Source organism: Pseudokineococcus marinus (assembly GCF_013004605.1).
GTDB classification, from domain to species: Bacteria; Actinomycetota; Actinomycetes; order Actinomycetales; family Quadrisphaeraceae; genus Pseudokineococcus; species Pseudokineococcus marinus.
In genome coordinates this window covers 1-23,001 of sequence record NZ_JABEMA010000020.1, presented here as the reverse complement: position 1 = coordinate 23,001, position 23,001 = coordinate 1, and the positions used below count along the sequence as shown (strand labels likewise).

Below are 23,001 nucleotides of genomic sequence, written 5' to 3'. Positions count from 1 at the left end.
GACCGCGCGGGCCTCGGGGCGCAGCCACCCCCGGCCGCTGAAGTCCGCGAGCGCCTTGTTGACGGTCTCGCGGGAGGCGCCCATGGGGGGGCAGTAGCCACCAGCGCAGCCCGGCCAGTGATCGTCAGCGGGACGCTGACCGGAGGTCGATCCCGAGTGGGACGACGGCGGGGGAGCGGCGGCGAGGTGCTCAAGCTGCCGTCGCGTCGCCGGCAGGCGGTCGTCTACCGGACAGCCTGCGACGTCACCGGGAGGACAGCTACAAGTCGTTGAGGACGCTTGAGGCAGGCTGCTGGCCAACCGACCAAGTGGGTGCGCCGCTGACTGCCGGAGCGGTCACGAGAGACGGAGACAAAGCGCATGAGTCAGCACGACAGGGGGACGAGGCCCGTGCGCCTCGTCAGCTGGCGCCACCGGCTGACCGTTGCCGCGCCCTGCTTACTCATCACGCTCGCGGCGCTCATGGCTCTCGTCGAAGCCCCGGACGGCTACGACTGGCTGGGCGCCAGCTTCGCGGCCGTCTTCGCGGTCCTCACCGTACGAGCGCTTCGGCTGGGTGTCGCCGTCTCTGACGTCACGATCACCGACCACGCGCTGCTGTGGACGCCGCGCTATCGGCTCGCAGAGGTGCAACGGATCCGCAGCGAGAGTTTCGACTGGTACCTCGTTGCGGCGTCTTACGCGCCCAGTAAGAAGCATCGACAAGCAGTCCTCTACCTCACCCACGACCGCCGTCGCCGCGTCCGCTCGGTCGCGCTCGGTGGGCGACGTACCGCCGACCTCGTCAACCTCGTCTTCGACGAGCACGTCGCCCCCCGCGGGCGTTCAGCTCAGGCACGAGGTCAGTAGCCGATCGCCACCCGGTCAGCGTGTCAGCGACGACGCGACCGATGGCGCGCCTCCCTATCGGTCGTGTTTTGCCCTGTTGCGCCTGTGAAAGCGCTGAGGGCGCCGTCTCCTTCAGCTCATCTACCGGCGGTGGGCGCGAGGGATGGCCACGATGAGGCGCATGTCAACGCCTCGCGAGCTTGCCCCGACGGCCCACTCGACGGCGGCCTTGCGCCGGCGGGTGGCTGGCGCCGCCGCGGTGTCCGTCGCGTGGTGCCTCGCCCTGCTGCTAGTCATCGACCCATGGTTCACCGTGACCAGAGATATCTCGGCCTTATACAGCCGCGGGGCGGGAGGGTCCTCCTTCTTCCTGTGGATCATCGGCATCCTCGTGGCCGCAGGTGTCCTGGCCTGGCTGGTGGCGGTCGTCCTCGTCGCGACCCTGGCGGGGAAGATGGACAGCGGCCAGCGCCGGTCGCTAGGTATTGCTTGCGCCACAGGCGTCGTCGGTACCGTCATGATGGTCACGACGCTGCTGTACGGACCGGTGAGCTTCGCGCAGTACCACCGGGCGGAGGACCTCGGCATCGCGCCCCCGACCGGGTCGATCAGTCCCGCGGCCGTGGCCACCCTGGTCATCGGGATCGTGGCGCTCGTCGCCGCCGCCGTCGTCGGCGGCAAGGCCTCGCAACCGACGGCGGAGACTAGGCCCCGCACTGCCAGCAGCATCGCGCCGACAACCAGCAGATGACCATCAAGACGTGGACTGCCGCGGTGCTGTTCCGGCCACCTGCGCTCGCCCTGACGATCGCTGACCGGACGACGATCGCTGACCGGACGACGATCGTCAGCGGACACCGGGGACTCGGTTGCTGCACCAGCGCCGGGCACCGGCGAAGACGCCAGCAGTGAGGCCAGAGGCGGACCGCCATCGAGCGTCGACGGCTCAAGGCGACCGCCATCCGGACGCCGCGACCCACGGGGTGGCGGGCCGCGGGCTTAGCCTCGCCGGATGCGATGGCTACCGGCAGCGATGCGACGCACGCCGACGCCGCAGGTGGCGCTCCTGCTCCCCGCCCCGCTGGACGCTGATGTCGACGGCCTCCTCGCCGACGGGCACTTCACCCGCGCCGTCCGCCTGGTGCGCGAGCGGTCCGGTACTGACTTGCTGACGGCCACGCGCGCCGTCCGGCACCGACAGGACGACCAGCAACTGCCGTAGCCGGCCATCCGGCAGCCTTCGGGCGCGGCAGCCGAAGATCTCTCTGCTGGACGGCGCAGGACTTCCAACACGCTGCTCGGTCCCTACTGTGGTCGGCATGGCCCCTCGAGCAGACCGCTGGTCGCCGAGCCCGACCGCGCTCACGGCCGCGTGCATCGTCGGCCTGTCCGTGAGCGCGAGCATCCTCATCCTGCTCGTCCCGACCCTGCTCAGGCCCGATGCGCAGGTCCACCCACTGGTCGTCGTCGGCCTCGTAGCGCTCTGCGCCGCCTTCACGACCGGCGTGCGTTACTGGCGCCCCCAGGCACCACAGTCCGACCTCAGTTGAGAGCGCACTGCTACACGAGCCGGTGACGGTGGTACCCGTGGCGTCCATGCGAGGTGACCGGATGAGGATCCGTTGCGGGACGCCCTGGGGGGAGCCAGCGCCGAGCTCTCCGAGCTGGCTGGAGGTCGCCGGCAAGCGGTCGGCTGCTGGGACGACGTGCCGGCGGACGGTCAGCGCCGCCAGAGCAGGTGGTGGACGACTCCGCTGGGGCTGGGGACGACGTCGTGGTGGTAGCGGTCGTCGAGCTCGTCGGGGGAGGCCCAGAGCCGGGTGCCCGCTCCGAGCTCCAGCGGGGCGACGGCGACGTGGAGGGTGTCGACGAGGTCGGCCTCGAGGAAGGCGCGGATGGTCTGAGCGCCTCCGCCGAGGCGGACGTCGCGGCCTCGGGCGGCCGTCCGTGCCTGGTCGAGGACCTCCTCCAGGGGGCCGTCGACGAAGTGGAAGGTCGTGTCGGCGAGGGTGAACGAGGGGCGGTGGTGGTGGGTGAGGACGAAGACGGGCGTGTGGAAGGGCGGCTCGTCGCCCCACCAGCCCTGCCACTCGTGGTCGGTCCACGGGCCGCGGTGCGGGCTGAACTTGTGGGCGCCCATGATCTCCGCGCCGATGTCGTGGTGGAAGTCGCGGGCCAGGTGGTCGTCGAGCCCACGGCTCCCCCCTGGGGCGGTGCGGCCCGGGAAGCTGGCGGTGGGGAAGACCCAGGACAGCAGGGTGCCCGGGTCGGCGTGGCCGAAGGGCCGTTCGAGGCTCTGGTCCTCGCCCGCGCCGTAGCCGTCGGCGGAGACGGTGAAGTTCTGGACCTTCAGCAGCTGCGGCATGACGCTCCTCGTGTCGGTTGGAGTGTCGACCGAGGGCGGCGTCCGTGCTCATCGCCACCTGCGCCGCGCGTGGCGCGCCGTGCACGACTCGACCGGCGCGGCAGCAGCCGACTGCCGGCTAGCCGGAAAGCGATCCGCGGTGGAACGGCTAGCGGTGTGAGGGACGTCGTCGCGGGCGGCAGACCAAAGGCCCGCTCGTAGGCTCGCCGCCATGGCCACGCCAGGGCACGCGGTAGTCGGACAGGACGGCTGGCTCGGCCTGTGGAACGCCCGAGACCTCGGCGGTACGCGCGCTGGGAGCGGAGACGTCATGCGTGAGGGCGCGCTGGTGCGCTCCGAGGCGCCGGTCCTGCTTGACGAGCTCGGCTGGAACCAGGTGGCCGCCCACGGCGTGCACACTGTCGTCGACCTCCGGACGTCCCAGGAGGCCGCCGAGAAGCCGAGCACGCCCGGTGGGGTGGACGTCGATGTCGTCAACATCTCGCTCGAGGAAGGGCTCGAGGACGACGAGCAGTTCTCCGCATGGTCGAGCAGCAGGCTGATCGGCACGCCGCTGTACTACGAGCCCTTCCTCCAGCGGTGGCCCGAGCGGTGCGTGCAGGCGCTGCAGGCCGTGGCGGAAGCCGGGCCCGGTGGGGTGCTGGTGCACTGCGCGAAGGGGCGGGACCGCACCGGCCTGGTCGTCGCGCTGGTCCTGCTGGTGTGCGAGGTGGGCGTCGAGGAGATCGTCGCGGACTACGCCGACAGCGGGCGCCGCCTCGCCGGGCCGATCGCGCGGGCCGCGGGTGCACCCGACGAGAGCGAGGAGACCCGGCGGGTGCTGGCCAACCATGGCTTCATCGACGCCGCTGCGGCGATGCGGCACTTCCTGCGGACCGCCGACCCCCTCGGTCGGCTGCGCGCTGCCGGCCTGCGTCCCGGAGACGAAGCCGCCCTCCGCGCGCGGATGCTGAGGGGCGCCGGCTCTGACGCTCGGTGACCGGCAGGGGATCGACAGCGGGACGCTGCCCGGCCAGCGATCGCAGGCCGGTCAGCTTCCCCAGGTGATGGGTCAGACGCGCAGTGCGGGGAGTTGCACCTTCCGTAGCGGCATGTGGTCCGGTGAGGTCACGTCCCGCTCCGCCGAGGAAGGCCCCGCTCATGTCCGTACCCTTCACCCCGCCGCGTCAGGTCAGGATCGGCGACGCGGCAGCGTTCGTCGGCACAACAGCCCGGGCGATCCGTCACTACCACCAGATCGGCCTGCTGCCCGAACCCGAGCGAGGCAGCGACGACCGCCGCCGCTACGGCTACGAGGACATGATCCGTCTGCTGTGGATCCGCAAGATGGCCGACGCCGGGATCCCCCTGGACGACATCCGCGACGCCTTCGCCGGCACGTCCCTCGCCGGTGCCGAGGGCGACCACGACGTCGAAGTCGTCCTGGTCCGGCTGGAGAGCACGCTCGCCGCCCGAGCAGAAGAGCTGCAGCGGCAGCGGGCTGCCGTGCAGCGCATGCGCACCCGAGGCAGCAGAGCAGGGCTGCTCTCCGACGTCGTCACCGACCGCCTCAAGAGCCTGCCCGAGGGCTCCCTGCGCCAGGCCGACCTGGACAGCCTCCTGGTCATGGAGCGGATCTTCGGCCCGCTCGGCGCGGCCCTCAACGCCACCCGCTTCATCGCCCTGGCCACCCACCCGGGACTGCGCGAGCAGTCCGACCGCGTCGAGGTCGCCGAGGAGGCCCTCGACGACACGGTCGCTGTCGACGACCCCCGCGTGGCCCAGGTGGCTGCCGCACGGCACGCCTTGGAGCTGGCGCTGTACGCCGTCATCGAGAGCTCAGGCCTGGCGCAGGACGAAGAAGCCCTTCTCGACTCCTGGGATGCCCTGCGCCCCGACCCCGATCCCGCAGGCGGGGGCGAGGATGACGCTGCCCGAGGCTCCGGCGGCGCCCGGATCTCCATGGGGTTGGTCGACGGCGCGGGAAGGATGCCCTACGACTGGTCCCCGGCCCGCCTGCGGTGCATCGAGCTCACCGAAGAGCTGGCCACCCGCGAGCCACCCGCCCCGTGAAGGAGGCAGGACCGCTGCACGAGTCGGTGACAGTGGACCGGTAGGTCCATGCGACATGCCCGATTGAGGACTCCAGTGCTCGTGCGCCTCGACGACGAAGCCTGCCCGGGTGAGCATCGGCTCGAGCAGCCAGGTGAAGGTCCAGTGCTCGTCGCGGACGTGCTCCTCGTGCTCCGCCCGCGTCCAGGCGCCCTCGGTCTCGAGGTCCCCCTCGGCACCGGTGGCGCACCACGCCTCGAACATGGCCTCGGCGCCCGCGGGCGCGGTGTCGTAGACGACGTCCCACAGCCGCAGCAGCCCGCCGGTGCGCATCGCCTGGCGGAGGCGGTGCAGGGCGACGGCCTTCCAGGCGTCGGGCAGGTGGTGCAGCGCGTAGCGGGAGTAGACGACGTCGGCCGGGGCGCCGGTGTGCTCGTAGGTGAGGAAGCCGGCGCGAGCCACCTCGACGTCGTCGACGCCGCTGGCGGCGATCTTCTCGGTGAGGACCTCGAGCATCACGGGGGAGACGTCGACGGCCACCACCCGGGCGCAGTGCGGCGCGGCCGCCAGCGCCAGCTGGCCGGTGCCGGCGCCGACGTCCAGCAGGACCGAGTCGGGTCCCGAGCCCCATCGGCGCAGCAGCTCGACCTCGCCGGTGGCGTCGGCGTCCTCCTTGCCGTCGTAGCGGCGCACGTGCCCGGCGTCGAGGTTCTCGCGGCCTGCGGTGGTGACCTCCTCGAGCATCCAGCCTGGACGGGTGCGGGCACGGGTCGTCGGCGACGTCACCTGGGCAGTCTGTTGCGCGTCGCGCACGAGGGGAAGCGATGCCCGGCGCCCGCAGCGGGCAGGGCCCCCGGTGCTCCGGCGCGGTGGTCCGGTAGGCCATCGCCGAGCACGACGCTCCAGAGCCCCGACCCGCTGCATCGGGATTCCGCTACATCAGGAACCTGCCCACCTCGCTGCCGTCGGCGGCGTACCCGACGAGAGTGGGTCGGTCGTCGGGCTCCCGCGACGGCGAGGGGTACCAGCCGAAGAGGTAGCCTTCCGCCAGCACCACGGGGTAGACGGCGCCGTCCGTGTCGACGAGCTCGCCGGTGACGGCGTCACCGGCGTGCGCCCACCACACGACAGCGGTGTCGCCGTACATGATCGTGTCGAGGCCGAAGGGGCGGGTGCTCGGCGCTTCGTGGCAGAAGCTGCCGCCGTCGTTGAAGTCGTCGGGCAGGTCAGCGGTCGCGCTGCTGGCTGTCTCGAAGACCGTTGCCACACAGGTCATGCCCTCGCTGCTGGTGCTGGCCAGCACGCTGAAGGTCCCGTCGTAGGGACCGGGCGCCGTCACGACGCGGGTCGCCGCCGCCGGGTCGACCGGACCGCCGAGGGTCTCGGCCCAGTAGCCGTAGGCGTCCACGAAGGCCCGCTCCTTGATCCCGTCGTCGATGGCCACGGCAAGCCCGGGCGCGGCCATGAGGGCGAGGGCGGCGACGCCCGCGACGGCGGCCCGCTTCGTGCGTCGAGGCACTGCCGCCTGCTGCTCGCCGGTCCGGCGGTCGGCCAGGATCCGCGCGAGCACGGACCGCTGCTCGTCAGCGGTCCACACGACGTCCAGCGACGGCTCCGGCCGCACCTGGCGCAGCACGGTGAGTCGGTCGTCGTTCACGGGGCGCTCCGGGGGCTGAGGACGGGCAAGGGGTCGTGCGCGTCGGTCGCGGACTGGTGTCCTCGGAGGCGACGGCGGGCGCGGTGGAGGCGGACGTGGAACGTGGGCACCGAGCAGCCGGCCACGCGGGCGGCGTCGGCTGGCGCCAGTCCGTCCCAGGCGACGAGCAGGAGGGCTTCTCTCTCCTTGCCGGTCAGGGCGGCCAGCGCGGCGAGGACGTCCGCGCGTTCGGCGACGACCTCGTCGACGCCGGGCGCTGGGACGGCGAGCTCGTGCAGCCGGCTGATCTCGTGCTCGAGGACCCCGCGGCGGTAGCCGGACCGGTGCTGGTTCCTCACGGTGTTGCGGGCGACGACCAGCAGCCACGGCAGGGGATCGCCGGGCACGTCAGCGAGGCGTCGCCACGCCACGAGGAAGGTCTCCGAGACGACCTCCTGGGCGAGGTGGTGGTCGGTGTGCCGCAGCGCGTACGCGAGCACGCGCCCGGCGTAGGCCTCCCACAGGGCGGTGAAGCGGACAGCGTCGGCCCCCGGTGGTGAGGGGTCAGTCTGCGCCGGGCTCATACCCAGCAATGTCCGCCAGAGGGCCGTCCTTACGGGCGCGACCCGGGCGCGTGTCGTGGACGTCCCGGCAGCCGGTCCCGAGTGACCGGGTCCAGCACCACCGAGCCGTGCCGGTCCGAGACGTCGACCACTCTCCTGGAGATCAGTCGTGCGCGCCGAGCAACCTTTCGTCCTCCTGATCCGTGTTCAGGGTGTGAGGGCCACGGAGGTAGGACCAGACGACGACGGCGGAGCCGTCGAGGCCGACGACCTCGCCAGCGGGTGGCGGGGCGGGTGGAGCGGCTCGCGGGACGAGCAGTTCACGGCCTTCATGCGCGGCGCCTCGCCCGTCCTCGGGCGACTCGGGTGGTTGCTGACCGGAGATCGTCACCACGCCGAGGAGCTGGTCCAGCAGGCTCTCGTGCGCACCTACGCCGCCTGGCCGCGCGCCAGCGCGGACGACCCGATGGCCTACGCCCGGCGGGTGATGGCCAACGCCCGCATCGACTCCTGGCGCAAGCTGCGCCGCGAGGTGGCGCCCCTCGAGGAGGAGGCGGCAGGCACCGCGACCTCGCCGTCACGCGAGCACGCCCTGGCCGAACGGGACGCCCTGGTCCGCGCGCTGCGCCAGCTCAGCGCGCGCCGCCGTCGCGTCGTGGTCCTGCGCTACCTCATGGACCTGTCCGAACGCGAGGTCGCCGACGACCTCGACGTCTCGGTCGGCACCGTGAAGTCGACCGCCGCCCGCGGCCTGGCCCAGCTCCGCGGCCTGCTCACCACCGACACCTCCCCGACACAGCCCTCGACCCTTCCCGCCACCACCCGCCCCGGAGGAGTGCGATGACCCACGACGACGACTTCGTCACCCACCTGCAGGCGATGGCCCGCGAGACCCCTGCCATCCACGTCGACGACCAGCAGATCCTGCGCGCCGGCCGCCGCCGGCGGGTCGCCCGCCGCAGCGGCGTCGCCGCCCTCGCCCTCGCAGCCGTGGCCACCTCGGCGGCCGGTGTCCAGGCGGTGCTGCCCGACTCCGGTGACGGACGGCCCGCGCCGGCGGCAGGTGACCCCAGCGCGACCGCCACCCAGGCCGAGGACGAACCGGCGGGCGTGGTCTTCGACCCCGCGGCCGGGACGGTCGTCTCGCCGCTGGACGCCTGGGACTGGACGCCCCAGGACTACGCCATCCAGTACGCGGCGCTGGAGCACTTCCGCGCCACCTGCCTCGCCGAGGCGGGTGTGCCCGGCTACGAGGGCGTCGCCCAGCAGGTCAGCGTGCCGGTGATCCCCGACGACGGCTTCCAGGTCTACGGGCTGTGGCAGCAGTCCCAGCTCGACGGCCTCGGGTACACCCCCCGACCCGACCCCGGCGACGTCGCCCCGAGGTCGGCCTACGACGGCACTCCGAAGGACGGCAGCGACCTCGACCAGGCCCTGGCCTGCATCGCCCAGGCCGACGAGGCGGGCCTGGTCTACGACGAGAACCTCATCGAGGACCAGGGCCCGCCGATCCCCGACCTCACCGACCAGAGCCAGGCCGTCGCCGAGGACTGGGCCCAGTGCGTGCGCGCCGACGGCGTCCGGACCCAGGCCGGCGAGGAGGGCTTCCCCGGCCTCCTGCCCACCATCCCCGAGGACGCCACCCCCGAGGAGCTGCGCCGCATCGCCGAGGTCGACCTCGGCTGCAAGGACGAGCTCGGCAGCGTCGAGGCCCTCGCCGCCCTCGCGGGCCAGTGGCAGGGCGAGCACATCGCCGACGCGCAGGGGCGCCTCACCCAGATCCGTGACGCCCAGGCACCCGTGCTCGCCGCCGCCGAGGTCTACCTCGACGCGCACGGCATCACCGTCCCCCCGCACGACCCGGCGACCAGCTGATCCCGGCACGCCGTCCGGCGAGCGATCGGGGCGACGGCGCGTCCGCGGGGAGGTCGGTCGCTGACGACGTCCCGAGGGCCCGGCTCGCTCGCCGTCCGGCTGCCAGAATGCCGTCATGGCCGTCCACCACCCGGCGACGATCGTGCCCGGCAAGTCCCATCTCCTGCAGGCCTGGGTCCCCCTCCAGCCGTGGGCCTCCGGCACGGACACCTCGACGCTGAGCCGGCTGGGCTCCTACCGCTTCGACGACCCCGCCGGTGAGGTAGGCATGGAGACCCACCTGCTGGGCACCGCCGACGGGCAGGTGCTGCAGGTGCCGCTCACCTACCGCGGCGCGCCGCTGGAGTCCGCCGCAGCGTCGCTGGTCACCACGATGACGCACACGACGCTCGGCGACCGGTGGGTCTACGACGCCCGCCACGACCCCGTCTACCTGACCGCGCTGGCGGTCACCGTCGCCACGGGTGGCCGCGAGGCCGACCTGTTCGAGGCCACCGAGCGGGGCCTCGTCCTGGAGCCCGGCACCACCCACGTGCTCGGCAGCGGCACCTCGTCGGCCGGCGGCGGACCCGACTGGTCAAGGGCTGCCGTGGACGTCGAGGGCACGACCACCCGGGTGCGGGCGGCCGGCGACGTCCTCACCCTCCTGCACGTGCCGACGGACGGGACGCGCAGGTCTGCTCACGCGCTGGTCCTCACCGGCACCTGGCCGGGGCAGGACGTGCCGCTGGTGCTGGCGACGCTCGCGCGGTCCACCTGAGGGGACGGCTGCCGCGCGCTCGTGCGCCAGTCGTCGCGCGCAGGTGGCTGGTGACATGACGGGGACGGCGAGCATGAGATCCGGCGGGACCCGCCGTCGTGCCGGCGTTCCGCTCAGCTCGGGTCGTCGTGGGAGCGGAGAGTCAGCTCACTGCTGAAGGCGCTCTGCGGCTCGACGCCGCGGCCCTCACCCGGATCGGCGCTTGCCGGCCAGGCTCTGACGGCGCGGTACGCGTAGCCGTCCTGCTCCGCCGCCTCCCACTCCAGCTCGACGCGCTGGCCCACCGCCAGGCTGCGGAAGCCCTCGACGGCGACGCTCGACCAGTGCGTCCAGCACCCGCCGGGCGTCTCGGGCGCGTCGAGGACGCCCCAGCCGCCGACCTCGTCCCACTCCCGGACCACCGCCGCGACCGCCATGGGCGCATGCTGCCCGAGCCGGGCGTCGAGCGACCGCCGCGCGGCCCCGCCATGACGTCGAGGGTGCGGCGCCGACCGAGGTCGCCGTCGTGGGCGGTGCGCGTCAGCGCCGGCCGGGCGTGCGGCGTCGGCCGTGCGCACGGCCGACGGCGACGCCGGCAGCGACGCCCAGGGCCAGCGGCAGCACGGCGACGACACCGTCGAGCGGCACCAGGGCGTCGAGGGCGTAGGTCGCGAGCACGCCGACGACAACCGCCGTCGCCACGGCGATCGCGGCGCTCGTCCCGCCCCAGCCGGAGGGCTGGTCGTCGTCCCGCCTCGCGCCCATGTCACGACGGTAGGCGGGGTCTGGACGGTTCGTTGCTCCTGGCGCCGCGGTGGCAGCTCGCAGCAGCGCTCCCCGACGGGACTCGCGTGTCGCTGCCGAAGGCCCGAGATGGTCTGCAGCGCAGCGACGCAGATGCTGCGAGCGTCGCGCCGGGCGGACTCTCAGAGCTCGACGGGCATGCCGGGGTGGCCGCGAGGCGCGACCCACAGCAGCGAGGACGTCGTCGTGCGCCCGATGGAGAGGGCTGTGCGCAAGGACGGCCGGTTGCCGGGGTGCACGGTGCCCCAGAGCACGTCGCCGGGTCGCGCGGGCAGCTCGTCGACCAGGCGCTGCAGGACGGCGGCGGCGAGCCGGCGCCCGCGGTGCCGGCTGTCCAGGCACAGCTCCCTGACGGTGGACCCGACGAGGCCGTGGTCGTCGTCACGGGCGGCGGCGACCACTCCCGCCACCTGCCCGTCGACGACGACCTCGAAGAGCAGTCCCTCCTCGGCGCACGCCGACAGCGACGCGACGCTCTCGGCGGCGGCCCACGCCCGGCTCTGCGGTCGTCCGGCGGCCAGCTCGGCGTAGGCGGCCTCCGCGCGCTCCGCAGCCCCTCCGGGGTCCGTCGGGCGCAGGCGGACCGAGGGGTAGGAGCCGGCTCGCGGGCGAAGGAGGAGATCCTCGACGCGGCCGGCCACCACGTGCAGGGCCGGGCCGCAGCGGCCGAAGCGGTCGTCCGAGCCGAGGGCGGCGAGCAGGCCCGCCCCGTCGGGGACCTCGATCCGCAGGGACACCGGCCTGAAGGGCGCGTAGGCGGGCAGCACGGTGCCGGCGACCAGCGCGAGGCCGTCGGGCGTCGGCGGGGCGGTGGTCGCGACGACGTCGACGAAGGGGCGGGCGACGTCGCCGAGGCGGAAGCGCAGGTGCGTCACGGCCCACCCGCCGCCCGGCAGCTCGACGGCGCGGTTGGCCCAGTCCAGCGGGTCGGGAATGCCGGGCAGGCCGACGGCGTCGCGGAAGGCGCGGCCGAAGCCGACGTCACCGACCCACCGGGCCTCGTCCGCCAGCGCCGCGCGGAGGTGCCGGCACAGGTCCTGCTCGGAGTACCAGCCCCGCACCGTGCTCGACGTCCACGCCGATCGTGCCCTCACCATCGCGTCGAGCAGGTCTCCCACAGGCGGACCCTCGCAGGTCTGTCGGGAGGCATGGCGACGTCCCGACCGAGCGATCGTCGGCGGACGGCCAGCAGTGACCGCCAAAGAGATGCTTGACGGTGGGCGGGGGGAGGTCGCAGACTCCGCCGTCGTGGACGGAGGAGACGTCAGCCCGGCACCCGAGGAGCTCTCGAGCCTGCGGGTGGTGGCCCACCCGCTGCGGCTGCAGCTGCTGTCGCTGCTGACCGGATCGGCGATGAGCGCGGCGGAGGCGGCCCGGCACCTCGACCAGACCCAGGCCAACGTGAGCTACCACCTGCGGCGGCTGCACGCGGCGGGGCTGCTGGAGGTGGCCGGCCACGAGGTCGTGCGCGGCGGTCGTGCGGTCCGCTACCGGCACGTGCCCTCCAGCGGGCAGCGGCTGTCACGGCGAGACCCCTCCGACGAGCGGGCGCTGGTCGCGGCCCTGGGCGCGGAGCTGTCGCGGCGCACCGCCCAGCGAGCCCCCGACGGCGAGGGCGCCTTCTCCGACGCCGAGGTGTGGGTCGAGGAGGCGACGTGGACCGAGGTGCTCGAGCTGGTCCGGCGCGCGGGGTCGCTGCTGCACGAGGGTGCCCGGGCTCCGCACGCGGACGGCGCCCGCCGCGTCAGCGCCCTGCTCTACGTCTTCGAGATGCTCGCCGGGCCTGGTCCGGCCGACGACGGTGATCCGGCCGACGACGGCGAGGGCGGTCCACGTGCCGGCGGGGGCGGACCGGCGGCCGAGACCCCGCAGGCCCCGGCGTGAGCACCACGACCACCGGGTGGCGCGCCGACGCCGCAGTGCTCGCTGTGCAGCCCTTCCGGCGGCTGTTCGCCTCCCGGCTGGCGGCGGTGCTCGGCAACGCGATGGTCGCCGTCGCGCTGGCGTTCGGGCTGCTGGACGCCGACGGGTCCGGCGCCGGGCGGGTGGGTCTCGTGCTGGGTGCCCGGGTCGTCGCGCAGATGGTCTTCCTGCTCGCCGGGGGAGTGCTCGCCGACCGCTGGCCCCGCCGGTCGCTCATGGCGGCCGCCGAGCTCGTGGCGGGGCTGTCCCTGGCCGGTGTGGCCGCGCTGCTGCTCGTCGGAGACCCGCCCCTGGGGTGGGTCCTGGCGCTGATGGCCGTCAACGGCGCCGCGTCGGCGCTCTACATGCCGGCCGCGGCGGGCATCGTCCCCACCCTCGTGCGCGCCGGCCAGCTCCACGGGGCCAACTCGCTGCTGCGGCTGTCGGAGAACGTGGGCGCCGTCGTCGGCGCCGCCCTCGCGGGCGTCCTCGTCGCCGCGGCCGGCGCGGGGTGGGCGCTGGTCGTCACCGCCGTCCTGTACCTGGTCTCCGCCGCCCTCCTGGCCGGGATGCGGGCGACGCACGTCCCGCGGGCGGAGCCGCCGACCCTGCTGGGCGACCTGGCGGGCGGGTGGCGCGAGACCGTCTCGCGCCAGTGGGTGTGGGTGGTCGTCGTCCAGTTCTCCGTCGTCAACGCCTGCTTCTCCGGCCTGACCCGGGTCCTCGGCCCTGTCGTGGCCCTGCAGGAGTACGCCGGGCCCGCGTCGTGGTCGCTCGTCCTCACCGCCGAGGCGGTCGGCCTGCTCGTCGGCGGGGCGGTGGCCCTGCGGGTGCGGCCCCGTCGGCCGGTGCGCGCCGGGGTCCTGTCCGTGCTGCTCCTCGTCCCGCCGCTGGTGCTCCTGGCCCTGCAGGCGCCGGTCCTGCTCGTCGCCGCGGCGATGGCCCTCGGCGGCGTCGCCGTCACCGTCTTCGACGTCCTGTGGGCCACCGCTCTGCAGCAGCACGTCCCCGGAGAGGCCCTGTCGCGCGTCTCCTCCTACGACGCCCTCGGCTCCTTCGCCCTGGCGCCCGTGGGTCTGGCCCTGGTCGGGCCCGTCTCCGCCGTCCTCGGCACCCCGGCCACCCTGCTCGCGGGCGCCGGGCTCGTCGCCGTCGCCACGCTGGCCGCTCTCGCCGCCCCCGGCGTCCGCCGCCTCACCGCCGTGGACCGTTGACGACCGGCGTCGGGGGCCGTCGTCCTGGCGGTGCGGACGACCGGGAGCGCCGGTGAGGGACCGGTCTCGCCCCTCGGCGTCGCAGCGGTCCTCACGCTGAGGCGTCCGGGTCTCGGCCCGGCAGGCGGACGAGCCCGGGACCGGGCTCCTGCGAGCTCGGGGCCTCCTCGAGGTCGACGACGACGTCGCGGTCGTCGGCCCGGCTCGCCGCCCGTCCGAGGGCCTCGGAGACGTCCTCGGCGCCGGACGTCGCCCGCGTCGACGCTCGACCGCCTGCTCCCTCGACGGCGAGCACCTCGACGTCGAGACGCTGGGGTCACCGTGGTCCATCACGTCCAGCTCGCCTGCCCGCCCGGCTCGGCGCCTCGACAGCCGCGGCTGCCACGGCGACCTGCTGGAGCTGCTCGAGCCGGAGGGCGAGGTGCCGCGCGAGTCGTCGGAGGCGTCGTCGGACGAGCCACCACACTGAGCGCGTGCGGTCAGCGAGCGGTGCCCGACGGCACCCCGTGCTCTTCGACGAGCTGGCGGCCGAGGTGGACGCCCTGCCGCCCGATCCCTTCGTGCGGGTCGCGGTCGACGGGGTGGACGGCGCCGGCAAGACCACCGTCGCCGCCCAGCTGGCGCGCTCGCTGCGGGACCGGGGGCGCGCGGTCGTGCACGCCTCCGTCGACGGCTTCCACCAGCCTCGCGCCCTGCGCCACGCGCGGGGACGCGAGGACCCGGAGGGCTTCTACCGCGACTCCTACGACCTGGCCGCCCTCGAGCGCGAGCTGCTCGCCCCCTTGGGGCCGGGCGGGCACGGGGTGCACCGCACCCACGTCTTCGACGTCCGGGCCGACCGCCCCGACGTCGCGGAGCAGGTCCGGGCGGCTCCCGGGAGCGTGCTCGTCCTGGACGGCATCTTCCTGCACCGGCCCGAGCTGAGAGGCCGGTGGTCGTGGTCGCTGTGGCTCGAGGTCGACCGGCCACGAGCCTGCGGCGGTGCGTCCTGCGCGACGGCACGGGTTCTCCCGACCCGACCGACCCCGCCGACCACCGCTACGTGGAGGGTCAGCGGCTGTACGTGCGCGACGCGCGCCCCTACGAGGCCGCCACGCACGTGGTGGACAACGAGGACCTCGACGCGCCGACCCTGCTGCGGTGACGCGCCGGAGCGGCTCGACCGAGGTCCGCGAGCGACGACCGGTACCTGTAGCCGCCTACGAGCGGGGTGCCGAGACCAGGGCCCGCTCGGTCCACGCCAGACCCAGGGCGCCGAGGAGGACGGCGATGACGACGGGCGCCGTGCCGGCGAGGCCGTCGTCGAGGGGCATGAGCCACCGCAGGAGCGCGAAGGTGGCGACCGCGACCAGGAGCCAGGCCGCACCGCACAGCCGCCTGGCGCGCGTGCTGACCCCGTGCCACGAGGGCACGCCGCCCTCGTCGTCGGCCCGCGCGTCCGACAGTCCCAGCCACGCGGCGAAGCGCCTCACCGTGCCCCCTCCCGAGATGTCCGTCCTCGAGCGCCCTTGTCTACCGGAGCGAACACCGCGCTGGGTCGTCGGGACATGTCGGACGAGCGGATGACGCGCCGGAACGGCGGACGCGACCAGCGAGGTGGCTCTCGATCGCGTGCGGTGCCCACCCGCCGTCCCGGCTGTTGCCTGGTGGTGGCGCTGCTCGGGCGAGGAGGCATCGATGACGACATCCGGAGCCCTGGACCGCGTCTCGTACGCGCTGCTGGTGGTCGGCGCCGCGCTCTCGCTCGTGGGGGTGTGGGGGCTGCGTCGACCGACCGGTGAGGGCGGCGCCGACATCGCCTCGGGATCCTGGCCCTGGCGGTGCCGTGGGTCCTCGCCGTCGGGCTGGTGGTCGGCGCGATCGGGGCGGGTGCTGCGCTCCTGACCACGGCCCGTCGACGGGGGAGGCGATGACGGCCTCATGTCGATGACGACGCCCGGGTGCGCGGCGACCGCTCCGGATGCCCGAGCCAGGCTCGTCAGGAGACCGCCGGGCGCCGGGGGACGACGGCGTAGGTCCAGGGGACGGCCGGTAGATCGGCGTGCGCCAGGTGCGGTGAGAGGGAGGCAGCGCCGTCGACGAGGGGCACGTCGAGGTGCAGGCGCAGTGCACGGGGGACGCCCTCGTCGACGAGGGCGACCGGTACGTCATCGCGGCGGCTACCCGCGACCACCTACAACGTCGACACCTGGGCGCGTCTGCCGCACAGCGCGTGGACCCACCATCAGACGGAGGAGACCATCGGGCGCAGCGTCGCCTTCGTGCTCGCGGCGATGAGGCGTCGCTTCGCCGCGGGCACGGGCACGCAGCCGCCCCAGCAGCGTTGGGCCGAGCTGGTGCACCGAGGTCGGGCCGTCCTCCGTGCGGACGCGATCTCGACGGTGCCAGGGTGCCCGGGTGGACGAGAGAGGGCTGCGCGCGGCCTACGAGCGGTACCTGGCGTGCCTGAACCGCAGGGAGCTCGACCGGTTGCACGAGCACGTCGGCGAGGACGTGCAGCACAACGGCCGGCGCCTGGGCCTGCCGGGGTACCGGCGGATGCTGGAGGAGGACTTCGCGCGCATCCCCGACCTGACCTTCGGACTCGACCTCCTGGTCGCGGATCGGGACCAGGTGGCGGCCCGCCTCGTCTTCGACTGCACGCCCGGCGGGGAGCTCTTCGGCGCACCGGTCGACGGCAGGCGGGTCACCTTCTGCGAGCACGTCTTCTACCGCTACGTCGACGGCAGGATCGCCGAGGTGCACTCCCTGCTCGACGCCGACGCGGTGAGGGCGCAGGTACGTAGCACCGGGCGTGGCGCGACCTGAGCCGTGCTGCGACGCAGGTGCAGGGTCGGCTGCGCGGCGACCACCCAGCGCCGCGGTCGTCGACCGGACGCGCGGCGGGGCGGCGCGGATGGTGGTTCAGGCGGTGAGCACGTGCTCGAAGTGCTCGACGACGGGGAAGGGCTCGTAGAAGCGGTGGAGCAGCCGGCGCCAGCGCTGGTACTCGGGCGAGCCGCGGAAGCCGACGGTGTGGTCCTCCAGCCGGTCCCACTCGACGAGCAGGAGGTAGGTGCCGGGGCGCTCCAGGCATCCGGAGAGCGTCAGCCGCCCGAAGCCCGGCATGCCCGCGATGATGGCGCTCGCCTCGTGGAAGGCGGCCTCGAAGTCCTCCTCCTGCCCCGGCACGACCGACAGGAGGGCGTGCTCGAGCACCATGCTCGCGATCGTGGCAGACGCCGCCCGCGAGGCGGCGCCGTGCCTCCGGGGTCGTCGTCCGACAGCTGGTCCGAGGGCGCCAGGAGGTGGTCGGCGACCACCGCCCGGTCCTCGTCCGCCGCCCAGTCCTCGTCCGCCGCCCAGTCCTCGTCCACGCCGGCGTCCTCCACCGTGGAGCCTCGGGCGACGAGGTAGCCGGTGGCGGTCGTCGTGCTCGACGGGGGTCCGCGCCCGGATGTCGCGGTCGGCGAAGGCCCGCGGGGCGGTCCGCTCCGCGTCCGGGAGGCGGTCCTCGTCGCCCCAGGGCTCGCCGAGGGCGGGGGCGAGCGCATGCAGCGCCACGCCGCCCTCGGTGCGCGGGCTGGTGGTGCCGATGGGCGTCGGTCCGGGGCGACGACGCGGAGGCGTCGGCCGGCCACGTCGTGCAGGCGCACGGCGCGAGCGGTGCCACGACGGAGGCGGGCGCAGGGCGCAGGAGTCGCACGAGGGCACAGCTCGCATCGCACCGTCTGCAGGCGTCGGGCGTCTGCGCCGGTCCGGGTTCGCCGGCCGGGGCCGGCCACCTCCCGGACGTCCCGCGCACCTGAGGCCACCCTGACGCCGAGCACTTGACCTGACCGCCTCGACCCATCGACTATCGGTGTGTCGTCACCGACCGTCGGTGGACGTGGTCGTCGGGGAGTGGTCGCGTGTCTCGTCCTGCCGGAACGGCGCTGCAGGTGGTCCTCGCCGTCGTGGTCGTGCTCGTGCTGGCCGTCCAGGTGCTCGTGCTGCCGGGGCTCGCCGCGGACGCCGCACGGCGGTACCCGGAGGCGGCGTCCGCGCAGGCGCCCGTGCTCGTGCTGGCCGTCGCGACCCTCGCGTGCGTGCAGGTGGCGGCCGTCTGCGTCATGGCCCTCCTGCGGCTCGTCGCCCAGAGCAGGATCTTCGACCCGGCCGCCTACCGGTACGTCGACGTCTTCATCGGCGCCACCGCGACCGCCAGCGCGCTGGTCCTCGGCACCAGCTCCTGGGTCTCGGCGACGGTCGGCTCCCCGGCGTGGGTGTCGGGCGTCCTGCTGGCGCTGGTCGGTGCTGGGGTGGCTCTGCTCATGGTCGTGATGCGGGCTCTGCTGCACCAGGCCACCGACCAGCACGCCGAGCTGGCCGAGGTCGTCTGATGGCCATCGTCGTCGACCTCGACGTGGTGATGGCCCGGCGCAAGGTGCGGCTGGGCGAGCTGGCGGAACGCACCGGCATCACGGTCAACAACCTCTCGGTGCTGAAGAACGGGCGGGCGCGCGCCGTCCGCTTCACCACCCTGGAGGCCGTCTGCGCGGCCCTCGACTGCCAACCCGGCGATCTCCTGCGGTGGGAGCCCGACGACGGCGAGGACGCCGACCGGGGAGCGGGGCCGCTCGCCGGACGGCGTGTCGACGCGTGATGACGCAGGAGCACCTCGGCGTCCTCCGCGGAGGTCTCGCTACCGCTGCCGTCGCCGTCGTGGTGCTGCAGGTCGTCGTGCTGCCGCGCACGGCGGCGGACTCGGCCGCCCGTTTTTCCGAGGTGGCGCACCTCGAGCGCCCGTACCTGCTGGTCGCGGTCCTGGCGCTCGGGGCGGTGGAGCTGGCCCTCCTGGCGGCGTGGCGGGTCCTCGCCGCGGTGGAGGCGAGCGGGGCTCCGACGACGGGGGCGCGACGCTGGGCCGACGTGATGGCGGCCGCGCTCGTCGTCGCGGTGGCGCTGGTCGCCGGCGTGGGCGCGCACGCCGGCGGGGTCGAGCACGTCGGCGGGCCCGCCGCCGGGCTCGTGGTCGTCGCGTCCCCGGGCCTCCTGGTCGGCGTGGTCCTGCTGCGGAGGTGGGCGCTCGCGGTCCTGCAGCACGAGCGCAACGGTGACCGGGCGAGGTGGTGAGCCGGTCGGGACGCGGGGACGTCGTCAGGAGCGCCAGGAGCTCGGTGGTCAAGGGCTCGGTGGTCATGAGCGTCTCGTGCGGGGGCGTCCCGGCGAGGACGTCGACGCGGGTGCGCCCGTCGAGGGACCACCCGCAGCGCTCGTAGAAGCGGCGGGCGCTGTGATTGCTGATGAGCACCCACAGCGAGGCGCGGACGAAGCCGCCTGCGGCCAGCTGCTCCTGCGTCCGCGCCAGCAGCACCGTGCCGACGCCGGAGCGGGCGTGCTCGGGGTGCACGTACAGGGAGGACAGCTCCGCTGTCCCCGAGCGTCGGTCCTCGCGGTGGGGTCCGGCCAGGGCGGATCCCGTCGGGCGGTCCTGCGAGTCCACGTCGTGACCGGGGGGAGCGTAGGAAGGAGGTGTGGCCGGAGCGACGCGGGGTGAGGACGAGCGCCTGCAGCTGACCGGCGTGCGGGCCGTCATGGTCTTCTGCGACGACCCGGGGGCCTCCTGCGCCTGGTGGGCGCGGGTCCTCGACGTCCGTCCGCGACGCAGCGTCGCCTTCGCCTGGATCGACCTGCCCGGCGGTGTCGAGCTCGGCTTCCACCCCGCCGATCCGGAGAAGAACCCCTCCGGCGCCAGCACGGTGCCCTACTGGTCGGTCCCCGACCTCGACGCCGCTCTCCGGGTGCTCGTCTCGGCGGGAGCGCACCGCCTGCGGGGGCCGCTCGAGGTGGAGCCCGGACGTCGCATCGCCCAGGTGCGCGACCCCCACGGCGCCGTCATCGGCCTCGACGAGAGCGACGCCGCGCCCGGGGAGCCGCCCGAGAGGGGACGCCGCCATCAGCCAGCACCTGCGGAGATGACCTCTCTGTCACGCCTCGGGGGTGGGACCCTCCGCCATGGCCCTCCGGGAGAACCCCGCCGCCCCTGCCCGCCGCGTCGCCCCGTGGCCTGCGGTCGCCGTCGCCGGCGCTGCGTCCACGGCGCTCGGGGTGCTGGCCCTCGTGACCGCGCCGGGAGCCACGACTCTCGACGGGACGACCTACGACACGACCTTCGTGACCGAGTGGCTCTGGTGGCTCGCCTACGCGCTCGTCCCGGTGGCCGCCGCCCTGGCGTGGCGCGCGCGAGCGGGCTACCTCGCCTACGTCGCCACGGGCTTCGCGCTCGTGGTGCCGCACGTCGTCGTGGCCGCGGTCGTCGTCGCGCGGTACCGGCTCAGCGGCTGGGGCGACGGCCTCGAGGTCTTCGCCTTCCTCCACCCCGTCGGCCTGGCGACGGTGGCCACGGGAGTCCTCGCGGTCGTGGGGGCGGTCGACGCGCTGCGGCGGCGTCGCGTCGACGCCCGCTGACGTCGTCGGAGCGGCTCGCGCCCGATCAGCCGTCGCGGCCCGGGGCGACGAGGGGCTGGCGGGCTCCGCGGTCGACCTCCCGACCCCGGAGGCGGTCCCAGCGCCGTCGCGCCGCCGGCAGCGCCCGCTCGAGCGGGAGGAAGGCGAGCATCATCACGAGGTGCGGCCAGAACGCGATGGTGATGGCCGCGTACGTCGCCAGGTGGAAGAGGTACCAGGCCCCGACGACCCGCCGCTGCCACCGCAGCGCCAGCACGAAGATCACCGGGGACAGCAGCTCGGCGCCCAGCAACCCCCACTGGAAGGCCTGCAGGAGCCACGGCACGTCGAGCATCCACTCCGACACCACGGTGCCGCGGCGGACGACGGCGCGGGCGATGGTCGCGCTCTGCACCCACTCCCACCCGCCGAAGCGGATCTTGGCGACGGCGGCGAGGAAGTAGGTGGCGATGGCCATGAGCTGCACCGCGCGCAGGGCGAAGCCGGCGGCCTCGGACCGCCGGCGGTCCGACAGGTGGGCCGCGCCGACGGTCGGGAGCAGAAGGAGGGCGACGAGGAAGTCGGCCCGGTCGTGGTCCACCTTGCCGTAGGCGAAGGCGATGTACTGGAACCAGATCCAGCACAGGGCGGTCGCCCAGCCGAGCATGCGGGGCGCCCGCCCGGTCATGGCGGCGAGCGCGAAGGCGACCGACCCCCACCGGGTCGCCTCGGCGAGGAGCACGGTCGCGGCCGGGACGCCGAGCCAGTCGCCGAGGACGAGCGGTGAGTACCAGACCGGGTCCGCGGCGCCGTGGTAGCGGCCGGTCGAGTGCAGCCAGAGGACGTCGACGACGACGAAGGCGTAGACGGCCAGGCGCAGCCAGGCCACGCGGGCCAGGGGAGCGTCCCAGAAGAGCCACGCCGACAGCCGCCCGCGCCCGGGCCGGCCGGCCGGGGCGGGGGAGGCGTCGTCGGGCCGGTGGTCCGTCGCGCTGCTCACGAGCCCAGCACCTGCGCGCCGCCGTCGGCCGTCCAGACGGCGAGCGGCTGGTCGGTGGTCGCCTCCCGGTCGGGCACCCCGCCCGCCATGGGGGTGGACCGGCGCACGAGGCGGACGCCGTCCCAGCGCTCCTGCTCGGGCTCGAGGCGCGCGTGGGCGTCCGCCAGCGTCACGAGCACCTCGGGGCGCTCCTGCACGAGCGGCCAGCGGCCCTCGAGCTCGGCGCGGTTGAGCCCCACCACCCAGAGGTTGATGGGCACCTCGCGCCAGCCCGGCTCGTTCGGGGTCGTCACCTCGAGGACGAAGACGCGCACGGCCCCGTCCGGAGAGCTCGACGTCGAGAACATGCGCCAGGGGGAGAAGGGCCACCAGTGGTCGTCGCCCACGAGGCTGCCGGCGACGAAGCCGACCGCGAGGACCGCGACGACGCCGGCGCGCCAGGCGCGCCCCACCGCGCTGAGCCGCAGCGTCGTCCTCGTCGTCGAGGGCGTGCGACCGCCGTCCCCGTCGGCTGCGCGCACCGCCACGCCGGTCTGCGTCATCGCGTCCCCCCTCGGACCACCCCGTCGCACCGCCCCGCTCGGCTCGTCATGACGAGCAGCGCCCGACGGTCCCGAGCGGGCAGCCTGTCACGCGCAGCGGTGCCCGAGGGCCGTGCCCGCCCTGCCGCGCCGGCCGTCGGGCGTGTCGGCAGGCCCGTGTCGTCCGGACGCACCGGTGCGTGCTCAGCCGTCGTCGGTGAGGCGCTGGTGCAGCACGTGGTCCTGCCAGCGGCCGGCGATGCGCAGGTAGCGCGGCGCGTACCCGATCTCCTCGAAGCCGTTGCGCCGCAGCACGGCGCGCGAGCGCTCGTTGTGGGGGAGCGTGGCCGCCTGCAGGCGGTGCAGGCCCATGGGCCCGAGGGCGAGGGCGACGGCCTGCGCCACGGCGGCCGTGCCGACGCCGCGGCCGCCGACGTGCTCGGAGACCCAGTAGCCGAGGTGGCCGCTGAGGAAGGGGCCGCGCACGACGTCGCTGACGGTCAGCCGCCCGACGACGGCGCCGTCCGCGAGGACGACGGCGGGCCAGTGCGTGCCCGCGGCGTGCTGGGCGAGGGCCACCTCGACCAGGCGGCGCTGCCCGTCCTCGGTGGCGTGGTCCGGGCCGCGCTCGGGCTCCCACGGGGCGAGGAAGGCGATGTTGGCGCGGGCGAGGTGGGCCAGCACCGCGACGTCGTCCTCGGCGACGAGGCGCAGCGCGACGTCGACGCCCCCGCCGGGCGCCGCCGGGCTCACGGACGGCGGCCGACGAGGGCCAGCAGCTGGTCCAGGGGGTCCGCCGAGCGGGGCTCGGCCGGGGTGCCGAAGCGCCCCGAGCCGGCGAGCAGGCGCTGGTGCGCGCGCACCCACGCCAGGCAGTGCTCCACGCAGGCGCCGGACCCGCCGACGTCCCCCTTCGCCTCGCTCGCCCCACGCCCACCGGCGTCCCGCCCGGCGGCCAGCGCAGCGCGCACGTCCCACGCGTGGACGACGAGGTCGAGCAGCAGCCGCTCGGCCAGCTCGGAGGCGGGCGCGTCCTCGCCGGCGAGGGTGACGCGGGCGTCCTCGGGCGCCGTCGCCCAGGCGACGGTCGAGGCCGCGGCCAGGGCGCGCCAGGT

General features: G+C 74.7%; 33 protein-coding genes and 5 pseudogenes. 20 read left to right on the top strand and 18 right to left on the bottom strand.

Annotated elements, in window-relative coordinates; genetic code table 11:
- A pseudogene (locus HLB09_RS19715) lies at positions 1 to 84 on the bottom strand (Crp/Fnr family transcriptional regulator); the annotation flags it as partial.
- Between the two features lie 276 nt (positions 85 to 360).
- On the opposite strand from HLB09_RS19715, the gene HLB09_RS03210 reads away from it, so the two are divergent.
- The 5 genes from HLB09_RS03210 (at position 361) to HLB09_RS03190 (ending at position 2,378) form a co-directional block, all read left to right on the top strand.
- Positions 361 to 849: a hypothetical protein gene (locus HLB09_RS03210; RefSeq protein WP_171201965.1), complete on the top strand. Its 489-nt coding sequence runs from the start codon at positions 361 to 363 to the stop codon at positions 847 to 849.
- Positions 850 to 1,009: 160 nt separating this feature from the next.
- Complete coding sequence (locus HLB09_RS03205) at positions 1,010 to 1,579, top strand: hypothetical protein (protein WP_171201964.1); 570 nt, start codon at positions 1,010 to 1,012, stop codon at positions 1,577 to 1,579.
- Positions 1,576 to 1,740, top strand: coding sequence for a hypothetical protein (locus tag HLB09_RS03200; RefSeq protein WP_171201963.1), 165 nt, complete (start codon positions 1,576 to 1,578; stop codon positions 1,738 to 1,740). The genes HLB09_RS03205 and HLB09_RS03200 overlap by 4 nt, the downstream gene beginning before the upstream one ends.
- A gap of 121 nt (positions 1,741 to 1,861) precedes the next feature.
- Positions 1,862 to 2,050, top strand: coding sequence for a hypothetical protein (locus HLB09_RS03195; RefSeq protein WP_171201962.1), 189 nt, complete (start codon positions 1,862 to 1,864; stop codon positions 2,048 to 2,050).
- A gap of 97 nt (positions 2,051 to 2,147) precedes the next feature.
- The gene (locus HLB09_RS03190) at positions 2,148 to 2,378 is read left to right on the top strand and encodes a hypothetical protein (protein WP_171201961.1); all 231 of its coding nucleotides are present in this window, start codon (positions 2,148 to 2,150) and stop codon (positions 2,376 to 2,378) included.
- Positions 2,379 to 2,548: 170 nt separating this feature from the next.
- On the opposite strand, the gene HLB09_RS03185 is transcribed toward HLB09_RS03190, so the two are convergent.
- Positions 2,549 to 3,193, bottom strand: coding sequence for a dihydrofolate reductase family protein (locus tag HLB09_RS03185; RefSeq protein WP_171201960.1), 645 nt, complete (start codon positions 3,191 to 3,193; stop codon positions 2,549 to 2,551).
- Positions 3,194 to 3,404: 211 nt separating this feature from the next.
- Here HLB09_RS03185 and HLB09_RS03180 point away from each other — a divergent pair, with 211 nt between their 5' ends.
- Both HLB09_RS03180 and HLB09_RS03175 read left to right on the top strand, forming a co-directional pair.
- Entirely contained in the window at positions 3,405 to 4,172 is a 768-nt protein-coding gene (locus HLB09_RS03180) for a tyrosine-protein phosphatase (RefSeq protein ID WP_171201959.1), read from the top strand.
- Between the two features lie 161 nt (positions 4,173 to 4,333).
- On the top strand, positions 4,334 to 5,245 hold the full coding sequence (locus HLB09_RS03175) for a MerR family transcriptional regulator (protein ID WP_171201958.1): 912 nt from the start codon (positions 4,334 to 4,336) through the stop codon (positions 5,243 to 5,245).
- 237 nt (positions 5,246 to 5,482) lie between these two features.
- On the opposite strand, the pseudogene HLB09_RS18180 reads toward HLB09_RS03175, so the two are convergent.
- The 3 genes and pseudogenes from HLB09_RS18180 to HLB09_RS03160 all read right to left on the bottom strand — a co-directional run.
- Positions 5,483 to 5,968: pseudogene (locus tag HLB09_RS18180) on the bottom strand (class I SAM-dependent methyltransferase); the annotation flags it as partial.
- A gap of 190 nt (positions 5,969 to 6,158) precedes the next feature.
- Positions 6,159 to 6,881, bottom strand: a complete 723-nt coding sequence (locus HLB09_RS03165; RefSeq protein WP_171201957.1) for a hypothetical protein — start codon at positions 6,879 to 6,881, stop codon at positions 6,159 to 6,161.
- Positions 6,878 to 7,444, bottom strand: coding sequence for an RNA polymerase sigma factor (locus HLB09_RS03160; protein WP_171201956.1), 567 nt, complete (start codon positions 7,442 to 7,444; stop codon positions 6,878 to 6,880). The genes HLB09_RS03165 and HLB09_RS03160 overlap by 4 nt, the downstream gene beginning before the upstream one ends.
- 193 nt (positions 7,445 to 7,637) lie before the next feature.
- On the opposite strand from HLB09_RS03160, the gene HLB09_RS03155 reads away from it, so the two are divergent.
- The 3 genes from HLB09_RS03155 (at position 7,638) to HLB09_RS03145 (ending at position 10,058) form a co-directional block, all read left to right on the top strand.
- Positions 7,638 to 8,267: a SigE family RNA polymerase sigma factor gene (locus tag HLB09_RS03155; RefSeq protein ID WP_212770477.1), complete on the top strand. Its 630-nt coding sequence runs from the start codon at positions 7,638 to 7,640 to the stop codon at positions 8,265 to 8,267.
- Positions 8,264 to 9,298 carry a hypothetical protein gene (locus tag HLB09_RS03150; protein ID WP_171201955.1) on the top strand — a complete coding sequence of 345 codons (1,035 nt, stop codon included), beginning with the start codon at positions 8,264 to 8,266 and terminating at the stop codon, positions 9,296 to 9,298. Before HLB09_RS03155 ends, HLB09_RS03150 begins: the two co-directional genes overlap by 4 nt.
- A gap of 115 nt (positions 9,299 to 9,413) precedes the next feature.
- Complete coding sequence (locus HLB09_RS03145; RefSeq protein ID WP_171201954.1) at positions 9,414 to 10,058, top strand: CG0192-related protein; 645 nt, start codon at positions 9,414 to 9,416, stop codon at positions 10,056 to 10,058.
- 113 nt (positions 10,059 to 10,171) lie between these two features.
- On the opposite strand, the gene HLB09_RS03140 is transcribed toward HLB09_RS03145, so the two are convergent.
- The 3 genes from HLB09_RS03140 to HLB09_RS03130 form a co-directional block, all read right to left on the bottom strand.
- A complete protein-coding gene (locus HLB09_RS03140) occupies positions 10,172 to 10,474 on the bottom strand; it encodes a S1 domain-containing protein (RefSeq protein WP_171201953.1) in 303 nt (100 codons plus the stop codon).
- A 103-nt stretch (positions 10,475 to 10,577) separates the two neighbouring features.
- On the bottom strand, positions 10,578 to 10,802 hold the full coding sequence (locus HLB09_RS03135; RefSeq protein ID WP_171201952.1) for a hypothetical protein: 225 nt from the start codon (positions 10,800 to 10,802) through the stop codon (positions 10,578 to 10,580).
- Between the two features lie 161 nt (positions 10,803 to 10,963).
- Positions 10,964 to 11,959 (bottom strand): GNAT family N-acetyltransferase, encoded by a 996-nt coding sequence (locus HLB09_RS03130; protein WP_171201951.1) that lies wholly within the window; start codon positions 11,957 to 11,959, stop codon positions 10,964 to 10,966.
- 130 nt (positions 11,960 to 12,089) lie between these two features.
- On the opposite strand from HLB09_RS03130, the gene HLB09_RS03125 reads away from it, so the two are divergent.
- The gene (locus HLB09_RS03125) at positions 12,090 to 12,725 is read left to right on the top strand and encodes an ArsR/SmtB family transcription factor (protein WP_212770476.1); all 636 of its coding nucleotides are present in this window, start codon (positions 12,090 to 12,092) and stop codon (positions 12,723 to 12,725) included.
- Positions 12,722 to 13,957, top strand: coding sequence for an MFS transporter (locus HLB09_RS03120; RefSeq protein ID WP_171201950.1), 1,236 nt, complete (start codon positions 12,722 to 12,724; stop codon positions 13,955 to 13,957). Before HLB09_RS03125 ends, HLB09_RS03120 begins: the two co-directional genes overlap by 4 nt.
- Positions 13,958 to 14,048: 91 nt before the next feature.
- Here HLB09_RS03120 and HLB09_RS03115 read toward each other — a convergent pair whose 3' ends face one another.
- Positions 14,049 to 14,252 (bottom strand): hypothetical protein, encoded by a 204-nt coding sequence (locus HLB09_RS03115; protein WP_171201949.1) that lies wholly within the window; start codon positions 14,250 to 14,252, stop codon positions 14,049 to 14,051.
- A gap of 184 nt (positions 14,253 to 14,436) precedes the next feature.
- Positions 14,437 to 14,757, bottom strand: a complete 321-nt coding sequence (locus tag HLB09_RS17665; protein WP_212770475.1) for a hypothetical protein — start codon at positions 14,755 to 14,757, stop codon at positions 14,437 to 14,439.
- A 146-nt stretch (positions 14,758 to 14,903) separates the two neighbouring features.
- Here HLB09_RS17665 and HLB09_RS17660 point away from each other — a divergent pair, with 146 nt between their 5' ends.
- Positions 14,904 to 15,101 (top strand): nucleoside/nucleotide kinase family protein, encoded by a 198-nt coding sequence (locus HLB09_RS17660; RefSeq protein ID WP_212770474.1) that lies wholly within the window; start codon positions 14,904 to 14,906, stop codon positions 15,099 to 15,101.
- A gap of 55 nt (positions 15,102 to 15,156) precedes the next feature.
- On the opposite strand, the gene HLB09_RS03105 is transcribed toward HLB09_RS17660, so the two are convergent.
- Positions 15,157 to 15,429, bottom strand: a complete 273-nt coding sequence (locus tag HLB09_RS03105; RefSeq protein ID WP_171201948.1) for a hypothetical protein — start codon at positions 15,427 to 15,429, stop codon at positions 15,157 to 15,159.
- Positions 15,430 to 15,634: 205 nt separating this feature from the next.
- Here HLB09_RS03105 and HLB09_RS03100 point away from each other — a divergent pair, with 205 nt between their 5' ends.
- Complete coding sequence (locus HLB09_RS03100; protein ID WP_171201947.1) at positions 15,635 to 15,841, top strand: hypothetical protein; 207 nt, start codon at positions 15,635 to 15,637, stop codon at positions 15,839 to 15,841.
- 94 nt (positions 15,842 to 15,935) lie between these two features.
- Here the strand turns inward: HLB09_RS03100 and HLB09_RS03095 are convergent, their stop codons facing one another.
- Positions 15,936 to 16,130 (bottom strand): hypothetical protein, encoded by a 195-nt coding sequence (locus HLB09_RS03095; protein ID WP_171201946.1) that lies wholly within the window; start codon positions 16,128 to 16,130, stop codon positions 15,936 to 15,938.
- Positions 16,131 to 16,354: 224 nt separating this feature from the next.
- Between HLB09_RS03095 and HLB09_RS03090 the strand changes: the two genes are divergently transcribed.
- Positions 16,355 to 16,765, top strand: a complete 411-nt coding sequence (locus HLB09_RS03090; RefSeq protein WP_171201945.1) for an ester cyclase — start codon at positions 16,355 to 16,357, stop codon at positions 16,763 to 16,765.
- A 96-nt stretch (positions 16,766 to 16,861) separates the two neighbouring features.
- Here HLB09_RS03090 and HLB09_RS03085 read toward each other — a convergent pair whose 3' ends face one another.
- Positions 16,862 to 17,158 (bottom strand): antibiotic biosynthesis monooxygenase family protein, encoded by a 297-nt coding sequence (locus HLB09_RS03085; protein ID WP_171201944.1) that lies wholly within the window; start codon positions 17,156 to 17,158, stop codon positions 16,862 to 16,864.
- A 689-nt stretch (positions 17,159 to 17,847) separates the two neighbouring features.
- Here HLB09_RS03085 and HLB09_RS03080 point away from each other — a divergent pair.
- Genes HLB09_RS03080 through HLB09_RS03070 form a run of 3 tightly spaced genes read left to right on the top strand, consistent with a single transcriptional unit; the run spans position 17,848 to position 19,051 of the window.
- Entirely contained in the window at positions 17,848 to 18,318 is a 471-nt protein-coding gene (locus HLB09_RS03080) for a DUF2975 domain-containing protein (protein WP_171201943.1), read from the top strand.
- Positions 18,318 to 18,581, top strand: a complete 264-nt coding sequence (locus HLB09_RS03075) for a helix-turn-helix domain-containing protein (protein ID WP_171201942.1) — start codon at positions 18,318 to 18,320, stop codon at positions 18,579 to 18,581. The genes HLB09_RS03080 and HLB09_RS03075 overlap by 1 nt, the downstream gene beginning before the upstream one ends.
- On the top strand, positions 18,581 to 19,051 hold the full coding sequence (locus HLB09_RS03070; RefSeq protein ID WP_171201941.1) for a DUF2975 domain-containing protein: 471 nt from the start codon (positions 18,581 to 18,583) through the stop codon (positions 19,049 to 19,051). Before HLB09_RS03075 ends, HLB09_RS03070 begins: the two co-directional genes overlap by 1 nt.
- A 121-nt stretch (positions 19,052 to 19,172) precedes the next feature.
- On the opposite strand, the pseudogene HLB09_RS20290 reads toward HLB09_RS03070, so the two are convergent.
- A pseudogene (locus HLB09_RS20290) lies at positions 19,173 to 19,514 on the bottom strand (GNAT family N-acetyltransferase); the annotation flags it as partial.
- Here HLB09_RS20290 and HLB09_RS20285 point away from each other — a divergent pair.
- Together HLB09_RS20285 and HLB09_RS18175 are read left to right on the top strand one after the other, a co-directional pair.
- Positions 19,513 to 19,806, top strand: a pseudogene (locus HLB09_RS20285) (VOC family protein); the annotation flags it as partial. The pseudogenes HLB09_RS20290 and HLB09_RS20285 sit on opposite strands and share 2 nt — an antisense overlap.
- A gap of 127 nt (positions 19,807 to 19,933) precedes the next feature.
- Positions 19,934 to 20,386, top strand: coding sequence for a hypothetical protein (locus HLB09_RS18175; RefSeq protein WP_171201940.1), 453 nt, complete (start codon positions 19,934 to 19,936; stop codon positions 20,384 to 20,386).
- Between the two features lie 25 nt (positions 20,387 to 20,411).
- Here the strand turns inward: HLB09_RS18175 and HLB09_RS18170 are convergent, their stop codons facing one another.
- From HLB09_RS18170 to HLB09_RS03035, 4 genes and pseudogenes are all read right to left on the bottom strand, one after another.
- Entirely contained in the window at positions 20,412 to 21,365 is a 954-nt protein-coding gene (locus tag HLB09_RS18170) for an MFS transporter permease (protein ID WP_171201939.1), read from the bottom strand.
- Positions 21,362 to 21,907: a hypothetical protein gene (locus HLB09_RS03045; RefSeq protein ID WP_171201938.1), complete on the bottom strand. Its 546-nt coding sequence runs from the start codon at positions 21,905 to 21,907 to the stop codon at positions 21,362 to 21,364. The genes HLB09_RS18170 and HLB09_RS03045 overlap by 4 nt, the downstream gene beginning before the upstream one ends.
- Before the next feature lie 183 nt (positions 21,908 to 22,090).
- Positions 22,091 to 22,639, bottom strand: a complete 549-nt coding sequence (locus tag HLB09_RS03040; protein ID WP_171201937.1) for a GNAT family N-acetyltransferase — start codon at positions 22,637 to 22,639, stop codon at positions 22,091 to 22,093.
- A pseudogene (locus HLB09_RS03035) lies at positions 22,636 to 23,001 on the bottom strand (hypothetical protein); the annotation flags it as partial. The gene HLB09_RS03040 and the pseudogene HLB09_RS03035, both read right to left, overlap by 4 nt.